The following is a 15,612-nucleotide window of genomic DNA, read 5'->3' as shown; positions in this document are numbered from 1 at the left end:
CTCGCACGTCGACCTGTTCGTCGCACGCCTGCAGGACGATCTGATCTTCGCGGACGGCTTCGACTGAAAGGCGAGCGGATGCGGATCGTCCAGGCATGACCGGAAGGACGCCGCCGTGAGCGCATCGAATTCCGTCCACGACAGGGTCGTGTGGTGCGATCTCCCCGTCGCCGACCTCGATAAGCGGGGCGACGCACGCGGAATCGCCCGTCCATCGGGCACGGTTGATCAGCGCAACACGAAGTCGCTGAGCGCCTGCGCACAGAACGGCCAATTAAGCTCGCGATCCGCATCCGCATCCCGCAACACCGGCACGCGCTCCCCGTAGCGCGCCTCGAGGCCCGCATCGTCGTCGATCCATACGCTTTCGAACGGCGGCACGCGGGCCGCCGCGAGCAGCGCGAGCGCCTCGTCGCAAAGCCGGCAGTCGTCTCGCTGGAACAGGATCAGCCGCATTGCTGCAAGCCCCGGGTGGCCGAGCGCGTAGAATAGCGGTCTCCTGCACGACAGCGACCACCATGGCCGTCAGCGTCTTCGACCTCTTCAAGATCGGCATTGGCCCGTCCTCTTCGCACACCGTCGGCCCGATGCGGGCCGCAGCACGATTCGTCGAGCGCTGGCTTGTCGAAGGCGACGGCGGCGTGAACCTGACGCGGACGGCGCGCATCCGTGCCGAAGTGTTCGGCTCGCTGGCACTGACCGGCCGTGGCCACGGCACGGACAAGGCGTTGCTGATGGGCCTCGAAGGCCACTGGCCGAACGCGATCGACCCGGACGTGATTCCCGCAGCGCTCGAACGCATCCGCAGCGAGAAACGCATCAATCTGTCCGGACGTCACGAGATCGCATTCGACGAGAAGCGTGATCTGGTGTTGAACAAGCGGCAGAAGCTGCCCTTCCATACCAACGGCATGCGCTTCACGGCGTTCGACGCGGATGGCAACACGATCGCGACGCGCGACTACTACTCGGTCGGCGGCGGCTTCGTCGTGAACCAGGACGAAGCGGCCGAAGACCGGATCGTCGCCGACGAGACGCCGCTGGCGCATCCGTTCCGGTCCGGCGACGAGCTGCTCGCGCGCTGCGCGGAGAGCGGACTCACCATCGCCGAGCTGATGTATGCGAACGAAGGCGCGTGGCGCACACGCGCCGAGATCGACTCAGGTCTCGACGAACTCTGGAGCGCGATGCAAGCGTGCGTCGCGCGCGGCATCCGCGCATCGGGAACGCTGCCCGGCGGCCTGCACGTGACGCGGCGCGCGCCAGCGCTCCACGCGGAACTGTCCCGGAATCCGGAGGCGGCGATGCGCGATCCGCTGACCACGCTCGACTGGGTCAATCTCTACGCGCTCGCCGTCAACGAAGAGAACGCCGCCGGCGGACGCGTCGTCACCGCGCCGACCAACGGAGCCGCCGGCATCATTCCCGCGGTGCTTCACTACTACACGCGCTTCATCCCGGGGGCGACCATCGAGGGCGTGCGCACCTTCCTGCTGACCGCTGCGGCAGTCGGCATCCTGTACAAGGAAAACGCATCGATTTCCGGCGCGGAAGTGGGTTGCCAGGGCGAAGTGGGCGTCGCCTGCTCGATGGCGGCGGCCGGATTGACCGCGGCAATCGGTGGCACCTGCAGCCAGATCGAAAATGCCGCCGAGATCGGCATGGAACACAACCTCGGGCTCACCTGCGATCCGATCGGCGGGCTGGTGCAGATTCCGTGCATCGAGCGCAATGCGATGGGATCGGTCAAGGCGATCAACGCGAGCCGCATGGCGATGCGCGGCGACGGCAAGCACAAGGTCAGCCTCGACAAGGTCATCAAGACGATGCGCGACACCGGCCGTGACATGCAGGACAAGTACAAGGAAACCTCGCGTGGTGGGCTCGCGGTGAACGTGATCGAGTGTTGAATGGAGAGTTCCGTTCGACGCGGCAGGACGAGGCCGACCCGCGCACAAGCGGTCAGCCTGGCGTGAGCGCGGCAACCAGAGGCAAGTGATCGGACGCGAGCCGCGCGAGGCGGCTTCGGTGCACGGAGCGTTCGGCACATGCGGTCGCGGGTGCGATCCAGATCCGATCGAGCGCAGACAGCGGGAACAGTGACGGGAACGTCTTTGGTGACGCCGTCATTCCGAAGCGCTGGTCGATCGTCGCGAGTGCGCCCCTTGCCGACCATTCGTTGAAATCTCCGAGCAGGACCGTCGGCTGTTCGCGAACATCACCGAGCAACGAGACGAGCTTTCCGACCTGGATGCGGCGCTCCGAAGTGCGCAGTCCGAGATGCGTTGCGACCAGCCGCCAGTCACCTCCGTCGAGATCGACGCGCAGGTCGATCGCATTGCGCGGTTCGCGGGTATCGACACCCAGTGCATGAACGACGACGTCGCGCGGCGGCGATCGGGTCAGCAGCGCATTGCCGAAATCGCTGCCCCGTTTGAGGAACGTCGGCGCGACGATCATGTGCATCGCGCACGCCGCTTGCAGATGCGCGCACATGTCGAACGCGCCGCGTGATCCGAATTCCTGCAGCGCGACGACATCGGCATCGAGCTCGTTGATCACGCGTGCAATCCGATCCGGATCGAAGCGGCGGTCGAGCCCCACGCCAGCATGCATGTTCCAGGTTGCGATACGCATCAGGCGCGGTTCGGTGGAGCGTGCCGCATGCGCAGGAACACACCGACTGCGATGATCGCGACCAACGCCAGCAACGCGCCGAGCCACGCGAGAGGGTTCGGGTCGCGCAACGCAGCACTTGCGCGTTCGACGAACACTGCGTACAGCACGATGCCCGGAAACATGCCGAGGGTCGTGCCAACGAGGTACGCAATTCGCGGAAGCCCAGCGGCACCGGCGATCAGACTGACGATGCTGTACGGCGCGACGGGAACGAGGCGGACGAGCGCAACCGCAAGCACTCCATGCCCGACAACGCGAGCACGCAATCGTTCGCCACGCTCGCCGACGATGCGTGAAAACGCAGCCTGAGGAAGGCGATGTCCCGCCTCATGCAGCGCCGCGGCGCTGAGCAGCGAACCTGCCATCGCCGTCAGGCCACCGGCAATCGGGCCGAGGACGACGATGGTTGCAGCAATCAGCAGGTTGACGGGAAAGACGACGAAGCCTCCGATGAGAAACGCCGCCAGCGCGACGAGCGGCGCGAATGGCGAGGCGTGCCAGCGTTGGGCCGCATCGAGAACCGTCGAGAAGGTCGGTCGCCCCGCGCCAAGCCAGAGGAGCGATGCGGCGACGATCGCTGCGAGTACCGTGATCGCAGCGAGCGCCACCCATTGCCAGCGGCGTCGTTCCACGTTCCGATCGATGGTGGCGGTTGACTCTCCACGCGCGTCCGGGGACGTCGCTGGTTCCGTCACGCCCGCACTTGGCGAGGCACATCGGTCATGCGAGGCCGACATGGCTCACAGCAAGCCTTCGATCGGCAGGAAGCGCACCACGTCAACCCGCAGCCGCTTGAGCAGCGAACACTCCGGCTCGTGCCGGAAGATCACTTCCTTGCCGTCCTCGAGCGCGGCCCAGCGCAGAGCGCGACGCTCAGGTTTGGCATGACTGGTCGGATCAAGCATCACGTGAAACGCGTTTTCCGGTGACGTCGCGCGCGCGAAGAACTGCTCGATCGCATCGGCCAGACCCGGGCTTTCGACGATCACTCCCATCTCGGTATTGAGGTCGCGTGACCGCGGATCGAAGTTCATCGAACCGATGAACACTTGGTGGTGGTCGATCACCATTGTCTTTGCATGCAGGCTGACGCCGGACGAACGACCGTATGCGCGTTTCGGATTCTGGTGACCCACCGGTCGGAATTCGTAAAGCGTGGCGCCCGCGACAAGCAGCGGTTTTCGATAGTGCGCATAACCCGCGTGCACTTCCGGCTCATCGTTGGCGGCAAGCGAGTTGGTCAGCGCCTCGATTGCGACGCCGCGTTTCGCAGCGGCCTCAAGCACCGACTCCACCTCTTCGCCTGGAATGAAGTATGGCGAGATCACCAGGATCTGCTGCTGCGCCGATTCCAGCATCGCGCGGATCGGTCGCTCGATGCGTGCCTGCTTGTTGTCGTCCTCCGCCGGATCGACCTTTTCCGGCGCATCCGCGACCAGCCGCGCGTCGCCCCAGAACCATGCGATGCCGCGTTCCGCTTTTGACGGATCGTCGACGCCATTCACGACGTTCTCGGCTTTCTGGTAGTCCTCGGGCGAATAGACGTGCGCGTCGCCGCCGAGCCGCTCGCGCGCTTTCGCCACATTTTTGTGATTTGCGTCGGTAGCGCTGAATGCGGTGACCGGAATCGCCGCCTCATCGTTCCAGTAGCGGTCGAACATCGACGCGATCCTCGGCACGATCGGCCCGATCGAGAGCACATCGAGATCGCGGAAATGCACGTCGTCGCCGACATTGAAATACGCATCACCGATGTTGCGGCCGCCGATGATCGCAGCCACACCGTCGACGATGAACGACTTGTTGTGCATGCGCCGGTTGAGCCGTTGCGCTTCGAGCACGAATTGCCCGACCTTGGAGACGATCGAACGGTCGCGGATGCGCAGTGGATTGAAAAGCCGCACTTCGACGTTCGGATGCGCGTCGAGCGCGTCGAGCAGCTTGTCTTCCTTCACGATATCGAGATCGTCGAGCAGGATCCGCACGCGCACTCCGCGATCCGCCGCCGCAAGCAGGCGCTGCGCCACCAGTCGCCCGGACGCGTCGTTCGCGAAAATGTAGTACTGCAGGTCGATCGAGTGACGGGCGTTGTCGGCCAGCACGACGCGGCTCATCAACGCGTTGTTGCCGCCAAGCAATGGGCGGAAACCGGATGTTCCGCCGTTGGCCGAGACGCGCGTTTCAATCTGTCGGGAAAGCACCGAATCGGCGACCGGCGCGATCGATGTCGAGGGCGTCTTCGGGGTCTCCGCAAACCGCTCGGGCAAGGTGGAGCACGCGCTTGCCACGCAGGCCAGAAGTAGCGTCAGCGAACTACGTACATGCGGGGCGAAAAGCGATGCATTCATCGCGAGATGATCGCATACGAAGGGTTGACCGTGGTCTGAACAACGGGCGACCTGATAGGCATGCAAAAAAAAGCCGGCGCGGATGAATCCGCGCCGGCTGGAACAACAGGAACTTTCGTTTACTTCTGGACCGGTGCCAAGGTGATCGGACGGCCACCGCCGTTCGTGCCGTGGCCACGGATGATCCAGTTATGCGTGAACGACGCCAGCACCGCAGTTGTCGGCTGCATGTTCAAAGTCGCCAGAACAGGGGTCGCAGGGACCGAGCCGAGAGCGCTGATGTACGACTGGTTCGCAAACGGAACCGCGTTGTCCGCAGAACCGGGATACGCATTGACCGTCCTGTTGACGAGTGCGATCAATATGTCGCCCGGGCCGCTCAACACGGCGCCGCCCGGAATCGAGATCGTCTGGAACGTCGACAGAGCGGTGATCGTCTGACCGGTCACCGAGGCGACCAAGGTCGCACCATTGGCAGGACTGTCGTCGTTGTCCTGATAGACGTAGACATCGAACACATCGCCAACGGTCGTTTGCGTCCCGAAGATGGTGTCGACCGTGTTCAACGTGATCGGATACTCGGCGGCCTCCGGCTTGAACTGGTTCAACCAGAGAAACTGGCAGGGCGCGGCCGGACCACATCCGAGCGCGTTGAACGAGCCGCCGGCGGGAAGGCCGTCGACCGTCAGGTTGCAGGTTCCACCCTCACACACGCCGGGCGCCGGTGGCGCGGTTCCGCCCTTGACGGCAACCGTCAGGTGCTCGACCGGCGACTGGCCACCCGATTCGGTGAGGTCGATGCGGCCATACGACAGGTCGCTCGTCGAACCGGCGGTTGCCGTCGCGGTGATCGTCAGGGCCTGCGTCGCACCCTGCGCCAGCGTGAAGGTCGCCGGGCTGAACGTCAGGTGGTAGCCCGCAGGATCGATCGCCGTCGGCGTCCATGTGCCCGATGCATGCAACTGGTTCTTGAACGTGCGGGTCCAGTTGCAGCCGATGTCGCAGTTGACGTTGCGGACCGACGCAATGTTGAGATCCTTGATGGCCACTGTGGACGCTGCCGGATCGGCTGCATGGAAACGTGCGTTGGTTTCGTCGAGCGTGAGTCCGGCAAGCGTCGCCTTGGTGAGATCAACGCGGCCGCTGCCGACTTCGTCGACGCCCCACTGGGTGACGCCGTCTTCCTGGAAGCCGGTCAACGTCGCCGTCATCTGGATCGCCGACTTGACTTCCATCGGGGTCCAGGTCGGCTGCACCGCGCGAACCAGCGCGGCAGAACCGGCAAGGTGCGGAGACGACATCGACGTGCCACTGAGCAGGCCGTAGCTGCCTTCTTCCGTCGTCAGCGCCGCGAAGATGCTGACGCCTGGGCCGGTGATGTCCGGCTTGGTCAGGTCATCGTACGGAGCAACGGTCGGACCGCGGAAACTGAAGCCGGCGAGGACGTCGCCCTGAACCAGGCCGATCGCTGCGCGGTTGTAGTCGCCCAATGCCCCTTCGGGGAGCTCGAAGCCATCCGCGAAAACCGCATCGGCGTCGGGGATCGGACCGAGATTCGCGTTGACGAATGCAATCAGCGCATCACCCTGCACCTGCGTGGTACTGAACGCTGCAACGACGTCGGAGATCGCCGTCGGAAGCGTCGAGGTGTCCATGTTGATGACGCCTGCCTGGTTGTTCGTGATCACGACCACGTACGCGCCCGAGTTGTAGGCGTTGGTGATCTTCTCGCTGAACGTGCATGTGCCCCGCTGGATGATCGCGACGGAACCGGCGAAATAGCCCGGTGCGAAGCCACCGCTCGCGGTACATCCGGTGATGTTTGCCGGATCCGTGCGCAGCTTCTGACCCAGCAGATCGGTCGTTTCGGCCGGGGTCAACGTGCTGTTGCCCGGGTTGAGCGTGATGTTCTGCGTGAGCGCCGGCGGCGTGCCGGGACCGGTCACGGTCAGCTGCGGCGAGATGAGCTGGTCCTGCGTCGATGCGGCGACAGTGGTTTCCCACGGGCCGTTGTTGGCCACGAGGCCGGTCGGATCCGTGCAGTTGCTGCGGGTATTGCCAGCCGAAGCGGCGACGAACACATCCGCACCCTGGGCGGCGAGGAAGTCGAGACTGTCGACCCACGGATCACCACCACCGCAGGTCGGCCCGATCGAGAAGTTGATCACGTCGACCTGGTCGGCAATGGCGTTCTGGATGCCTGCAGTGATGGCGTCGTCCGTACAGCCGCTGGAGTCGCACACCTTGTAGGTGTAGACGGCGGCGCATGGTGCGACGCCGGACATCGTGATGCCGTCAGGAAGCAGCGGCGCAGGGGTGACGGTGTTGTCGATGGTGTTACCAGCGGCGGTACTGCCGGTGTGCACACCGTGGCCGTTGCCCTGGTCGGCGTCCGGCGTTGTGCCGGTGCACGAGGTCCCGTTGTTGGTCATGCAGTCTTTCGGAAACAGCTTCGGCGCCGCTTCGCTGAATCCGCACGTCGCGTCATTCGCGAACGACGGATGCGTGCTGTTGGCGCCCGAGTCGATGATGCCGACCTTCACGCCCTGCCCGCGTGTCGCGGCGGCGTAGCTCGGAACGGCGGTGCCGTCCCAGATGGTGTTCGCGCCGATGAACGTCGGGCCACGGAACGTGTCCATCTGCTTGACCTGCACGCCTTCGACGGACACCACGCCCGGCATCCGCGCGACGGCGGCGGCTTCACTCGGGCTCAACGAGACGGAGATGGCGTTGCGCGTGACGTCGTAGGTGTAGCGGATCGCGAGGTTGCGGCCGAGCGCCTGCTGGATGTCGCCGATGTACTGGGCGCGCTGGGTCGCGAGGTAGGACTTGTAGGACGCTGCGGCGGATGAATTGGCGTCGAGCTTGCGCGAACTGTTCGCGCTCACCAGATCCGCCTCGGGCGCGGTGCGCGCGAGGCCTGCAACGCCACCCTTGTAGTCGACCAGGCCCGCCTCGGCGAACGTGACGATGTAGCGGCCAGTGGTGGACGCGCGCAGCACGCTGGAGGTGGACTGTGCCGCGGTGATTCCGGCAGCACTGATTCCCGTTGACGCGGTGATTCCGAACAATGCGATCCCGACCGCAGTGGTCAGGGCTGTGTTTCGAACCGACTTCATGTGTACTCCCTTCCAAACGAATATTTGCCGTCCGACGGATCGACGATCCACGTGACGACTCCAAGCAAACGACACCGCCTGCATCCATAACCGGTTGGAAACCCGAGTTCAGGATGCCGCGATGTCAACCGAACAAGTCCTGTTGCGAAATAAGATCCGTCGCGGCGACCGGCCAACGCGCTCCCGCGCTCTTCAGGGGGACCGCCAAATGCCGGAATATCTACGCGAAATCCTACCTGATCCACGTGCCGCCAAAGGCAGCAATTCTCTTGATACCACGTCGTGCTTCCGGCATCAAACCCCAGCGACACCATTTACATTCGAGTGCGTAACCGGACGATCGCGAGGTCGCGTTCAGGTGATTCCACGCTGCAGCGCAGCGATACGCTGGCGAATGGGATCGAGCGTGGCTCCGTACCGGTCTGACGCCAACTCGCTGCGCCGCAGCGGTTGGCGGACCTGACTCGCACTCGATGTACGGACATCGCGACGATTGTTCTGAAACTGCATGCAAGCCGGGTCGAACGCGAGCCCGCAATGGTCCAGCAGCGCGCGAATGGTCGCGTCCGGTTGAGCGATCAGGTCTTCATAGACGTGCGCATGGACCCAGCCAGGAAACGACCGCGACCAGAATCGCATCGCGCGTTCGCTGTCGTTCCAGAACGCGCACAGGTCATCGAGGTCGTAGCTGAAGAACTGCGCTTCGCCGAAGTGGTGCTTGTAAGCGCTCCACAGCATTTCGAGCGGATCGCGCTGACAATGGATCACGTGCGCGCCGGGCAACATGCGGCGAATCGCGCCGAGCGTCTGCCAGTTGGTCAGCGTCTTGTTGGTAAACGACGCGCGCGTGTCTCGCCATGCCGCGCAGCGATCGAGGTACTGCACGCCGAGACGGGCCCAGTCCGAATCGTCCGCGTAGGACACCCAGTACGGAAATCCTTGTCCGCGACGGCGCGATTCGTCCAGCAAGGTCTCGACAATCTCGTTGCGCTCGCCGCCGCCCTGGACGCGCGGATGGGTCGACAGGATCTGCTCGGCCAACGTCGAACCCGAGCGCGGCATGCCGACGAGAAAGATGACTTCACGTCCGCGCGAAGCCGCGGGCGCGGATGACAGTGCGCCGAACTGGCCGAGGATGTCGTCGACCAGCCGCGTCACGGCAGCCGCATCCCAGCGAATCGTGGCGTGCTTTCCCGCATTTGCCGCGGCGATGAGAGCAAATGCCTCGGGGTAGCGTCCCGCCGATTCGAGAAGCGAAGCGCATGCAAACGCGAAGTCGACCCGCCGCGCGCCAGGTATCTTGTCGCTTGCGTGCAACCCCCGCAGGCGTTCGAGATCGTCGGCATCCGGCGTGAACGTCTTCAGGTTCGACAGGCCGACCCATGCGGAGATCGAATCCGGATCGCGCATCAGCACGGCACGCAGTTCGCTCTCGGCGTCGCCCAGTCGGCCGAGCATCTTCAGCATCTCCGCATATTGGACGCGTGCGCGCAGGTGACCCGGATCGATCGTCAGCAATTGTTCGAACGCAAGCGCCGCGCCTGCGGTATCGGTGCGCACGTCGAGCGCATGCCCGAGGTTGTACCAGGCATCCGCCAACATCGGATCGAGCACGGTTGCATCGCGGAACGCGCGTTCGGCGCCGGCCAGATCCCCGCCTTGCGCGAGAGCAATGCCCAACTGGCACATCAGCAAACCGTCATCGGGCCATTGCGCCCGCGCGCGACGGAGATCGTCAATCGCCTGCTCGGGTTTGCCTTGCCGAAGCCACGCGAGCGCATGCAGTCGCAGCAGCTCCGGATGATCGGGCGCCTGTGTCAGCAACGCATTCAGGGCCTTCATCGCGCCCTCACCATCGCCGCGCTCGAGCAGCCCTTCGGCGAACGCCACGTTTGCCGCCGCGCGCGATGGAATACCGGCCAGGCGCGGTCGGGCGCGGGACGACGATGGCGAAGAGGACATGAGGTGCGTCGAATGCGAAAGCCCGCAAGGTTTTAGCACAAGCGGCAGGCGCAGGGCGAAGCGGCAGCGCCGCAACGAAGGAAATCGCGCCCGCCAGATGCAAGACGCGTCGTGGCGGGTCTTGGTGCGGCTGAAGCGCTTCGATCTTGGCGCGCTACGCTTTTTGCATATGGTCGTCGCACACCGCGCGAAACCGGACAGCGACCTGTGGTCGACAACGGCATGATCGCCTTACCGGAAGAACGCCGCCACGTCGGCGAAATCGCGCGTGCGCGGCAGCGGCGGAAGGCTCGCCAGAAACAGTTTTCCGTAACCACGCGACGTCAGCCTCGGGTCGCACAGCATCAGTACGCCGCGATCGTGCACGTCGCGGATCAGTCGTCCGGCGCCCTGCTTGAGCGCAATCACTGCGGCAGGGATCTGCCAGTCGGTGAATGGATTGCCGCCGGTGTCGCGCAATGCATCGAGTCGGGCGACCAGCACCGGATCATCAGGTGCCGCGAACGGCAACTTGTCGATGACCACCACGCTGAGAGCCTCGCCTGCAACGTCCACACCTTCCCAGAAACTCGCGGCACCCAGCAGCACACCGTTGCCCGATGCGCGAAACGCTTCGAGCAGACGGTTGCGCGGCGCAGTGCCCTGCACGAACAAGGGAAACGGCACGCGCGACGGCAACAACTCGGCCGCGCGGCGCAACGCGCGATGCGAGGTGAACAACAGGAACGCGCGTCCCCGCGACGCTTCCAGCACGGGCACCGCCGCGTCGACGACGCGATCCACGTAATCGATTGCCGATGGATCGGGCAGTCCGGTCGGCAGATACGCGAGTGCCTGCGTTTTGAAATCGAACGGACTGTCGAGACACAGTTCGACCGGATCGTCGAGGCCGAGCTGGCGCGAGAAATGGGTGAAGTGTCCGCCAACCGACAGCGTGGCCGACGTGAAGATCCATGCCGCGCGGCTTTGCGCGCGCAACTCGCGCAGCGGCGGCGCGAGATCCAGCGGTGTCGCGTGGAATGCAAACCCGTGCGGCGACAGTTCGTACCAGTGCACCGAGTCGCGCGCGCTGCCGTCGGTGAGATGCGACAGTCGGGAGGCCTGTTCGGTCGCGCGTTCGCTCACGCTCGCAAGTCCGCGGCTGCGGTCTGCCTGCTGTTCGAGCACGCGGGCAAGTGCATCGAGCGCTTCGCGCAGCTGCGTCAGTTCGGTTAGCACGTCGCGATCGCTTTCGATCTGGATGAACGCGCCTTTCGCCGGGAAACGATCAAGCGCGAGACGCAACCGCTTGACGCTTGCGTTCACCGGATCGATCACCGGCTGCAACGCAGCGAGTGCGCCACTGACGCTCGCGCATTCAGCGAGCGCGTCGCCCGCAAGTTCGTTCAACTGCCGCGCCGACAACGTGACCGAAAAGAACTGACCGGCGAGTTCTGGAATCTGGTGCGCCTCGTCGAGGATGAATGCGTGTGCGCCGGGCAGGATCTCGCCGAATCCTTCCTGCTTGATCGCAAGGTCGGCAAACAACAGATGATGATTCACGACGACGATGTCGGCTTCCTGCGCGGCGCGGCGCGCCTTCACCACGAAGCAATCGGTGAACTTCGGGCAATCAGAGCCGAGGCAGTTCTCGGTGGTCGACGTGACGCGCGGCCACAATGAGGAATCTTCCGCGATCTCGGCAAGCTCGCCTCGGTCCCCCGAAGCGGTGCGCTGCGCCCATGTACGGATCGCGTGCAGTTGCGACGCCTGGTCGCGACTGGTGAAGCGGCCTTCCTGAACCGCCTGATCGAGCCGATGAAGGCACAGGTAATTGGCGCGCCCTTTAAGCAATGCGGCCGACACGCGTGCGCCGAGCACGCCACGGACGCGGGGCAGATCGCGATGGAACAACTGGTCCTGCAGCGTTTTCGTGCCGGTCGATACGATCACCCGCTTGCCGGACATCAGCGCAGGCACGAGGTACGCGAAAGTCTTGCCGGTGCCGGTGCCGGCTTCGGCCACCAGAATCTGGCGATCCGCGATCGCTTCTTCGACAGCCTCTGCCATCACTTGCTGCGACGCGCGCGGCGCGAACCCCGGCACGTCACGCGCGAAGGGGCCGTCGGCTCCGAGAAGTTGGGCAGAAGAGTCGATGATGGGAACCTTGAACCGGAGAAGATGCGGCAGCGGAGCGCGGAGGCGCTCGCGTGCTCACATGCGCAGGCGCGGCGCGATGCGGCATTCCTTCAACCGCTGCCTGGCCGCGGTGACCGTCGGTGCATCGTTCATTGCAGTGCGCGCCTCGATCACCGTCTGCCAATTGCGCGCGCACAACGCACCCACTTTGGGGCCAAGACCAAAACTTCGCATTGCCAACGCGTCGGCTTTCGCCCATTCGCCGGTGCCGATGTCGAGTTCCGCCCGATACTGCAGGATATCGGGAGCCTCCGGCGCCAGTTTGAGGGCGCTGTCCGTCGCGGCGATCGCAGCGGGAAAATCGCCGTGTGCTTCCGCGTCGTGCGCCTTCTTGAGAAAACCATCGATCGCCGCATCACGCAGCGGCTGCACGGTGACGGCGGAATCAACGCCGTCGCCCGCCGCACGGATCGCGTGGAGCGACGCAACCGCGTTGGCAGCAGGGCCGGCCGGCTTGACGGCCGGTGTCGGCGGACCCGACTGGGTGCAACCGAACAATGTCGCGGCGGCGACAACAAGGGGAATGGCGAAACGTGGATTCATGGGGTCTGTGGGCGGTCTGAACGGTTGTCGACGATGCAACGATGAGGATGAACAGCGAGCGATCTTGCGCGCCTAGTTTCGCATGTCGACGTCAATTGCTGCTGCCCTTGAAGAACTCGCGCAACTGATCGAGCGGGCAGTTCTCCTCCTCGCTCGGCGGATACCCCACTGCAAACGGCAGTTCACGTGCGCGCGCGCACGCCGAGTCGGTGCGCTTGCCGGAGGCAGGCGCGATCCACGCGCGCTCGATTCCGTCCTGCGGCACGACCAGCGGCGTCGTGGGAAGCCGCTTCATCAGTTCGATCCAGATGCGCAGCCCGCCGGTGGCGCCAAACAGTCCCGTGGGTTTATTGTCATCGCGCCCGACCCACGCGACGGCGAGCGAGTCGCCGGTGAATCCGGCGAACCACGAATCGCGCTGCGTATCGCTGGTACCGGTCTTGCCGGCGGCGTGCAGCCAGCCGAGCCCCGAATCGGTGATCGCGTGTGCGGTGCCGCTGATCGCAACCTGCTGCATCGCATAGGTGACCAGACGCGTCGCGTTCGCGTAATCGCTTGCGCCGGGCTTCACCGTGTACCGCGTCAATGCCCGCCCCTGCGCATCCAGCACGCCGCGCAACGCGCGCAGCGGCAACGCGTGCCCATCGGATGCGAGGTATTGATACAGACGTGCGACGTCGAAGGGGCTCAAATCCACTGCGCCGAGCAACATCGATGGATTCGGATTGATGTCGCGGCCAAGACCGAACGATGCCAGAAATCCGTGCACGCGATCAATGCCGATGCGCTGGCCCAGATGGATCGTCGCGAGGTTCCAGCTTTCGGCCAGCGCGTCGATCAGCAGCACCTGGCCATGCGTCTGGTGGTCATCGTTTTCCGGACGCCAGCGCGTGCCATTCGGCTGCAGCATGTCGATCGCGCTGTCGTCGAGCAGCGTTGCGAGCGAATAGCGCTGCGGCTGCGCGAGCGCAACGAGGTTGACGAACGGTTTCACCAGCGATCCGATCGGCCGCAGGGCATCGAGCGCGCGATTGAATCCGGGCTCATCGACGTCGCGACTGCCGATCATCGCCTGCACTTCGCCATCGTGCGCGCCGGTGACCACGAGTGCGGCCTGCACCGCTTCGCCGCGCTTGCCGAGCGCGGTCAGGGCCTTGTCGATCGCACCCTCGCCCAGTGACTGCACCGACGGCGCCAACGTGGTGTGGATTGCGAGTCCGGCACTGTTGAGTTCGGTGTCGGGGTAATCCTGTTTCAACTGGCGGCGCACCAGTTCGAGAAATGCCGGATAGCGGTCGCGCGGCAGCGTGGCGTTCGCGGCGGTTCCGATCGGCTGTTTGCTGGCCGCGGCGGAGGTCGCATCGTCGATCAGTCCGGTATCGCGGAACGCGCCGAGCACGATGTTGCGCCGGGTCAGCGCGCGATCTGGATTGCGGCGCGGATCGTACAGGCTCGGACCCTGCACCATGCCGACCAGCAGCGCGATGTCGGCGGGCCCGAGTCCACGCAGGTCGCGTCCGAAATAAAACTCGCTGGCCGCCGCGAATCCGTGCACCGCTTGTGCGCCCTGCTGTCCGAGGAACACTTCGTTGACGTACGCCTCGAGGATGCGCTTCTTGTCGTAGCGCGCTTCGATCAGCAGCGACAGCAGCGCTTCGTTGAGCTTGCGCGCGAACGTCTGGCCGCGATCGAGGAACAGATTCTTGACCAGCTGCTGGGTCAGCGTCGAACCACCCTGCACCACGTGGCCTGCAACGAGGTTCGCCCATGCCGCACGCAGGATCGCCACGGTGTCGATGCCGTGGTGGCTCTTGAAATCCCGGTCCTCGACGGCCTGCAGACCGCTCAGCAACAGCGGCGGAATCTCTCCGAGCGTGACGTAGCGCCGGTCTTCCTGCAGCTCGCCGTAAAGTGTCGCGATGCGCGCTGGATCCAGCCGCACGCTCGCCATCGCCGCGCCGGAATCGGCGTCGACCAGTTGCGACACGCGTCCGTCGGCGATCGTCACGCCGATCCGTTTCTCACGCTCGCGACCGTCGAGGTAGATGAAAGCGCGACGCGAAATCGTGAAGCGCGCGCCCTCGCGATGCCACGTTCCGGGCAAGGTCGCCTGCGGATCGTCGACGTAACGCGCGGCGGCGAGCTCCAGTTCGAGCACGTCGGGTTTCATCGGCAACCCCGGCGCCAATTGCAGCGGACGCGCATACACGCGGCTCGGGATCTGCCACGACAGATCGTCGAAACGGCTGCGCACCTCGCGATCGAGATAGAACGCGTACGGCAGCAGGAACCCGATCGCGAGACCGGTCGCGATCAGGAGCGGAATGCGAAAGATGCGCCAGAGCACGGCGAGCACGCTCAACGAACTGGAGAAAAAAGACAAGCGGACATTCCGGTGGTAGGCGCGCGATCGGTCGCTGCGCGGGACTCGGGCCGGAGTGTAGCCGCGGCAGATCGGGGCTGGCGAGACGCAACTACACGCCACATGGTGCGGATCGGCGATAATCGCCGCCGTTCGCGAATTCGCCGGAGACTGGATGCAACCCTTTCCGTTCGCCACAGCGTCATCCGGGGGCAACGGGATCGATGCAGTGGTTGCGCGCGCCGACGCGACGCCGGTGCGCGTCTGCGTGCACGGCACCGCCGATGCCCACGCGCTATCGACCTTGCGTGCGCGCCTGCCGGCGTCGGCCACGGTGAGCCTGCTCGGTCGCTGCGCCGTCGACGCGGCCTGGGACGATGCGGAGCGCCTGCCCGAGGTCGCAGAAGGCGAACATCCTTCG

Annotated in this window: 11 protein-coding genes; 2 read left to right on the top strand and 9 right to left on the bottom strand. The window is 64.9% G+C overall.

The window, feature by feature from the left end; translation table 11 throughout:
* Positions 1 to 228 precede the first annotated feature (228 nt).
* On the bottom strand, positions 229 to 456 hold the full coding sequence (locus ABIV12_RS03615; protein ID WP_348056321.1) for a glutaredoxin family protein: 228 nt from the start codon (positions 454 to 456) through the stop codon (positions 229 to 231).
* A 62-nt stretch (positions 457 to 518) separates the two neighbouring features.
* Here ABIV12_RS03615 and ABIV12_RS03610 point away from each other — a divergent pair, with 62 nt between their 5' ends.
* Positions 519 to 1,910 (top strand): L-serine ammonia-lyase, encoded by a 1,392-nt coding sequence (locus ABIV12_RS03610; RefSeq protein WP_348056319.1) that lies wholly within the window; start codon positions 519 to 521, stop codon positions 1,908 to 1,910.
* Positions 1,911 to 1,962: 52 nt separating this feature from the next.
* On the opposite strand, the gene ABIV12_RS03605 is transcribed toward ABIV12_RS03610, so the two are convergent.
* The 8 genes from ABIV12_RS03605 to mrcB form a co-directional block, all read right to left on the bottom strand.
* Positions 1,963 to 2,637 carry an endonuclease/exonuclease/phosphatase family protein gene (locus ABIV12_RS03605; RefSeq protein ID WP_348056317.1) on the bottom strand — a complete coding sequence of 225 codons (675 nt, stop codon included), beginning with the start codon at positions 2,635 to 2,637 and terminating at the stop codon, positions 1,963 to 1,965.
* Positions 2,637 to 3,311, bottom strand: coding sequence for a VTT domain-containing protein (locus ABIV12_RS03600; RefSeq protein ID WP_348056315.1), 675 nt, complete (start codon positions 3,309 to 3,311; stop codon positions 2,637 to 2,639). The genes ABIV12_RS03605 and ABIV12_RS03600 overlap by 1 nt, the downstream gene beginning before the upstream one ends.
* Positions 3,312 to 3,419: 108 nt before the next feature.
* A complete protein-coding gene (locus ABIV12_RS03595) occupies positions 3,420 to 5,027 on the bottom strand; it encodes a phospholipase D family protein (protein WP_348056314.1) in 1,608 nt (535 codons plus the stop codon).
* A 119-nt stretch (positions 5,028 to 5,146) separates the two neighbouring features.
* Positions 5,147 to 8,146: a S8 family serine peptidase gene (locus ABIV12_RS03590; RefSeq protein ID WP_348056312.1), complete on the bottom strand. Its 3,000-nt coding sequence runs from the start codon at positions 8,144 to 8,146 to the stop codon at positions 5,147 to 5,149.
* A 354-nt stretch (positions 8,147 to 8,500) separates the two neighbouring features.
* Entirely contained in the window at positions 8,501 to 10,108 is a 1,608-nt protein-coding gene (locus ABIV12_RS03585) for a sulfotransferase (RefSeq protein ID WP_348056310.1), read from the bottom strand.
* A gap of 231 nt (positions 10,109 to 10,339) precedes the next feature.
* A complete protein-coding gene (locus ABIV12_RS03580; protein ID WP_348056308.1) occupies positions 10,340 to 12,157 on the bottom strand; it encodes an ATP-dependent DNA helicase in 1,818 nt (605 codons plus the stop codon).
* Between the two features lie 144 nt (positions 12,158 to 12,301).
* The gene (locus ABIV12_RS03575; protein ID WP_348056306.1) at positions 12,302 to 12,829 is read right to left on the bottom strand and encodes a tetratricopeptide repeat protein; all 528 of its coding nucleotides are present in this window, start codon (positions 12,827 to 12,829) and stop codon (positions 12,302 to 12,304) included.
* A 91-nt stretch (positions 12,830 to 12,920) separates the two neighbouring features.
* Positions 12,921 to 15,212 (bottom strand): penicillin-binding protein 1B, encoded by a 2,292-nt coding sequence (mrcB, locus tag ABIV12_RS03570; protein WP_348056304.1) that lies wholly within the window; start codon positions 15,210 to 15,212, stop codon positions 12,921 to 12,923.
* A 154-nt stretch (positions 15,213 to 15,366) separates the two neighbouring features.
* On the opposite strand from mrcB, the gene ABIV12_RS03565 reads away from it, so the two are divergent.
* A partial coding sequence (locus ABIV12_RS03565; RefSeq protein WP_348056300.1) for a hypothetical protein occupies positions 15,367 to 15,612 on the top strand: 246 nt, incomplete at its 3' end.

This window comes from Dokdonella sp. (genome assembly GCF_039926425.1).
GTDB lineage: Bacteria > Pseudomonadota > Gammaproteobacteria > Xanthomonadales > Rhodanobacteraceae > Dokdonella_A.
Note: the sequence above shows the minus strand (reverse complement) of the source record. Positions and strands in the feature narration are given on the sequence as shown.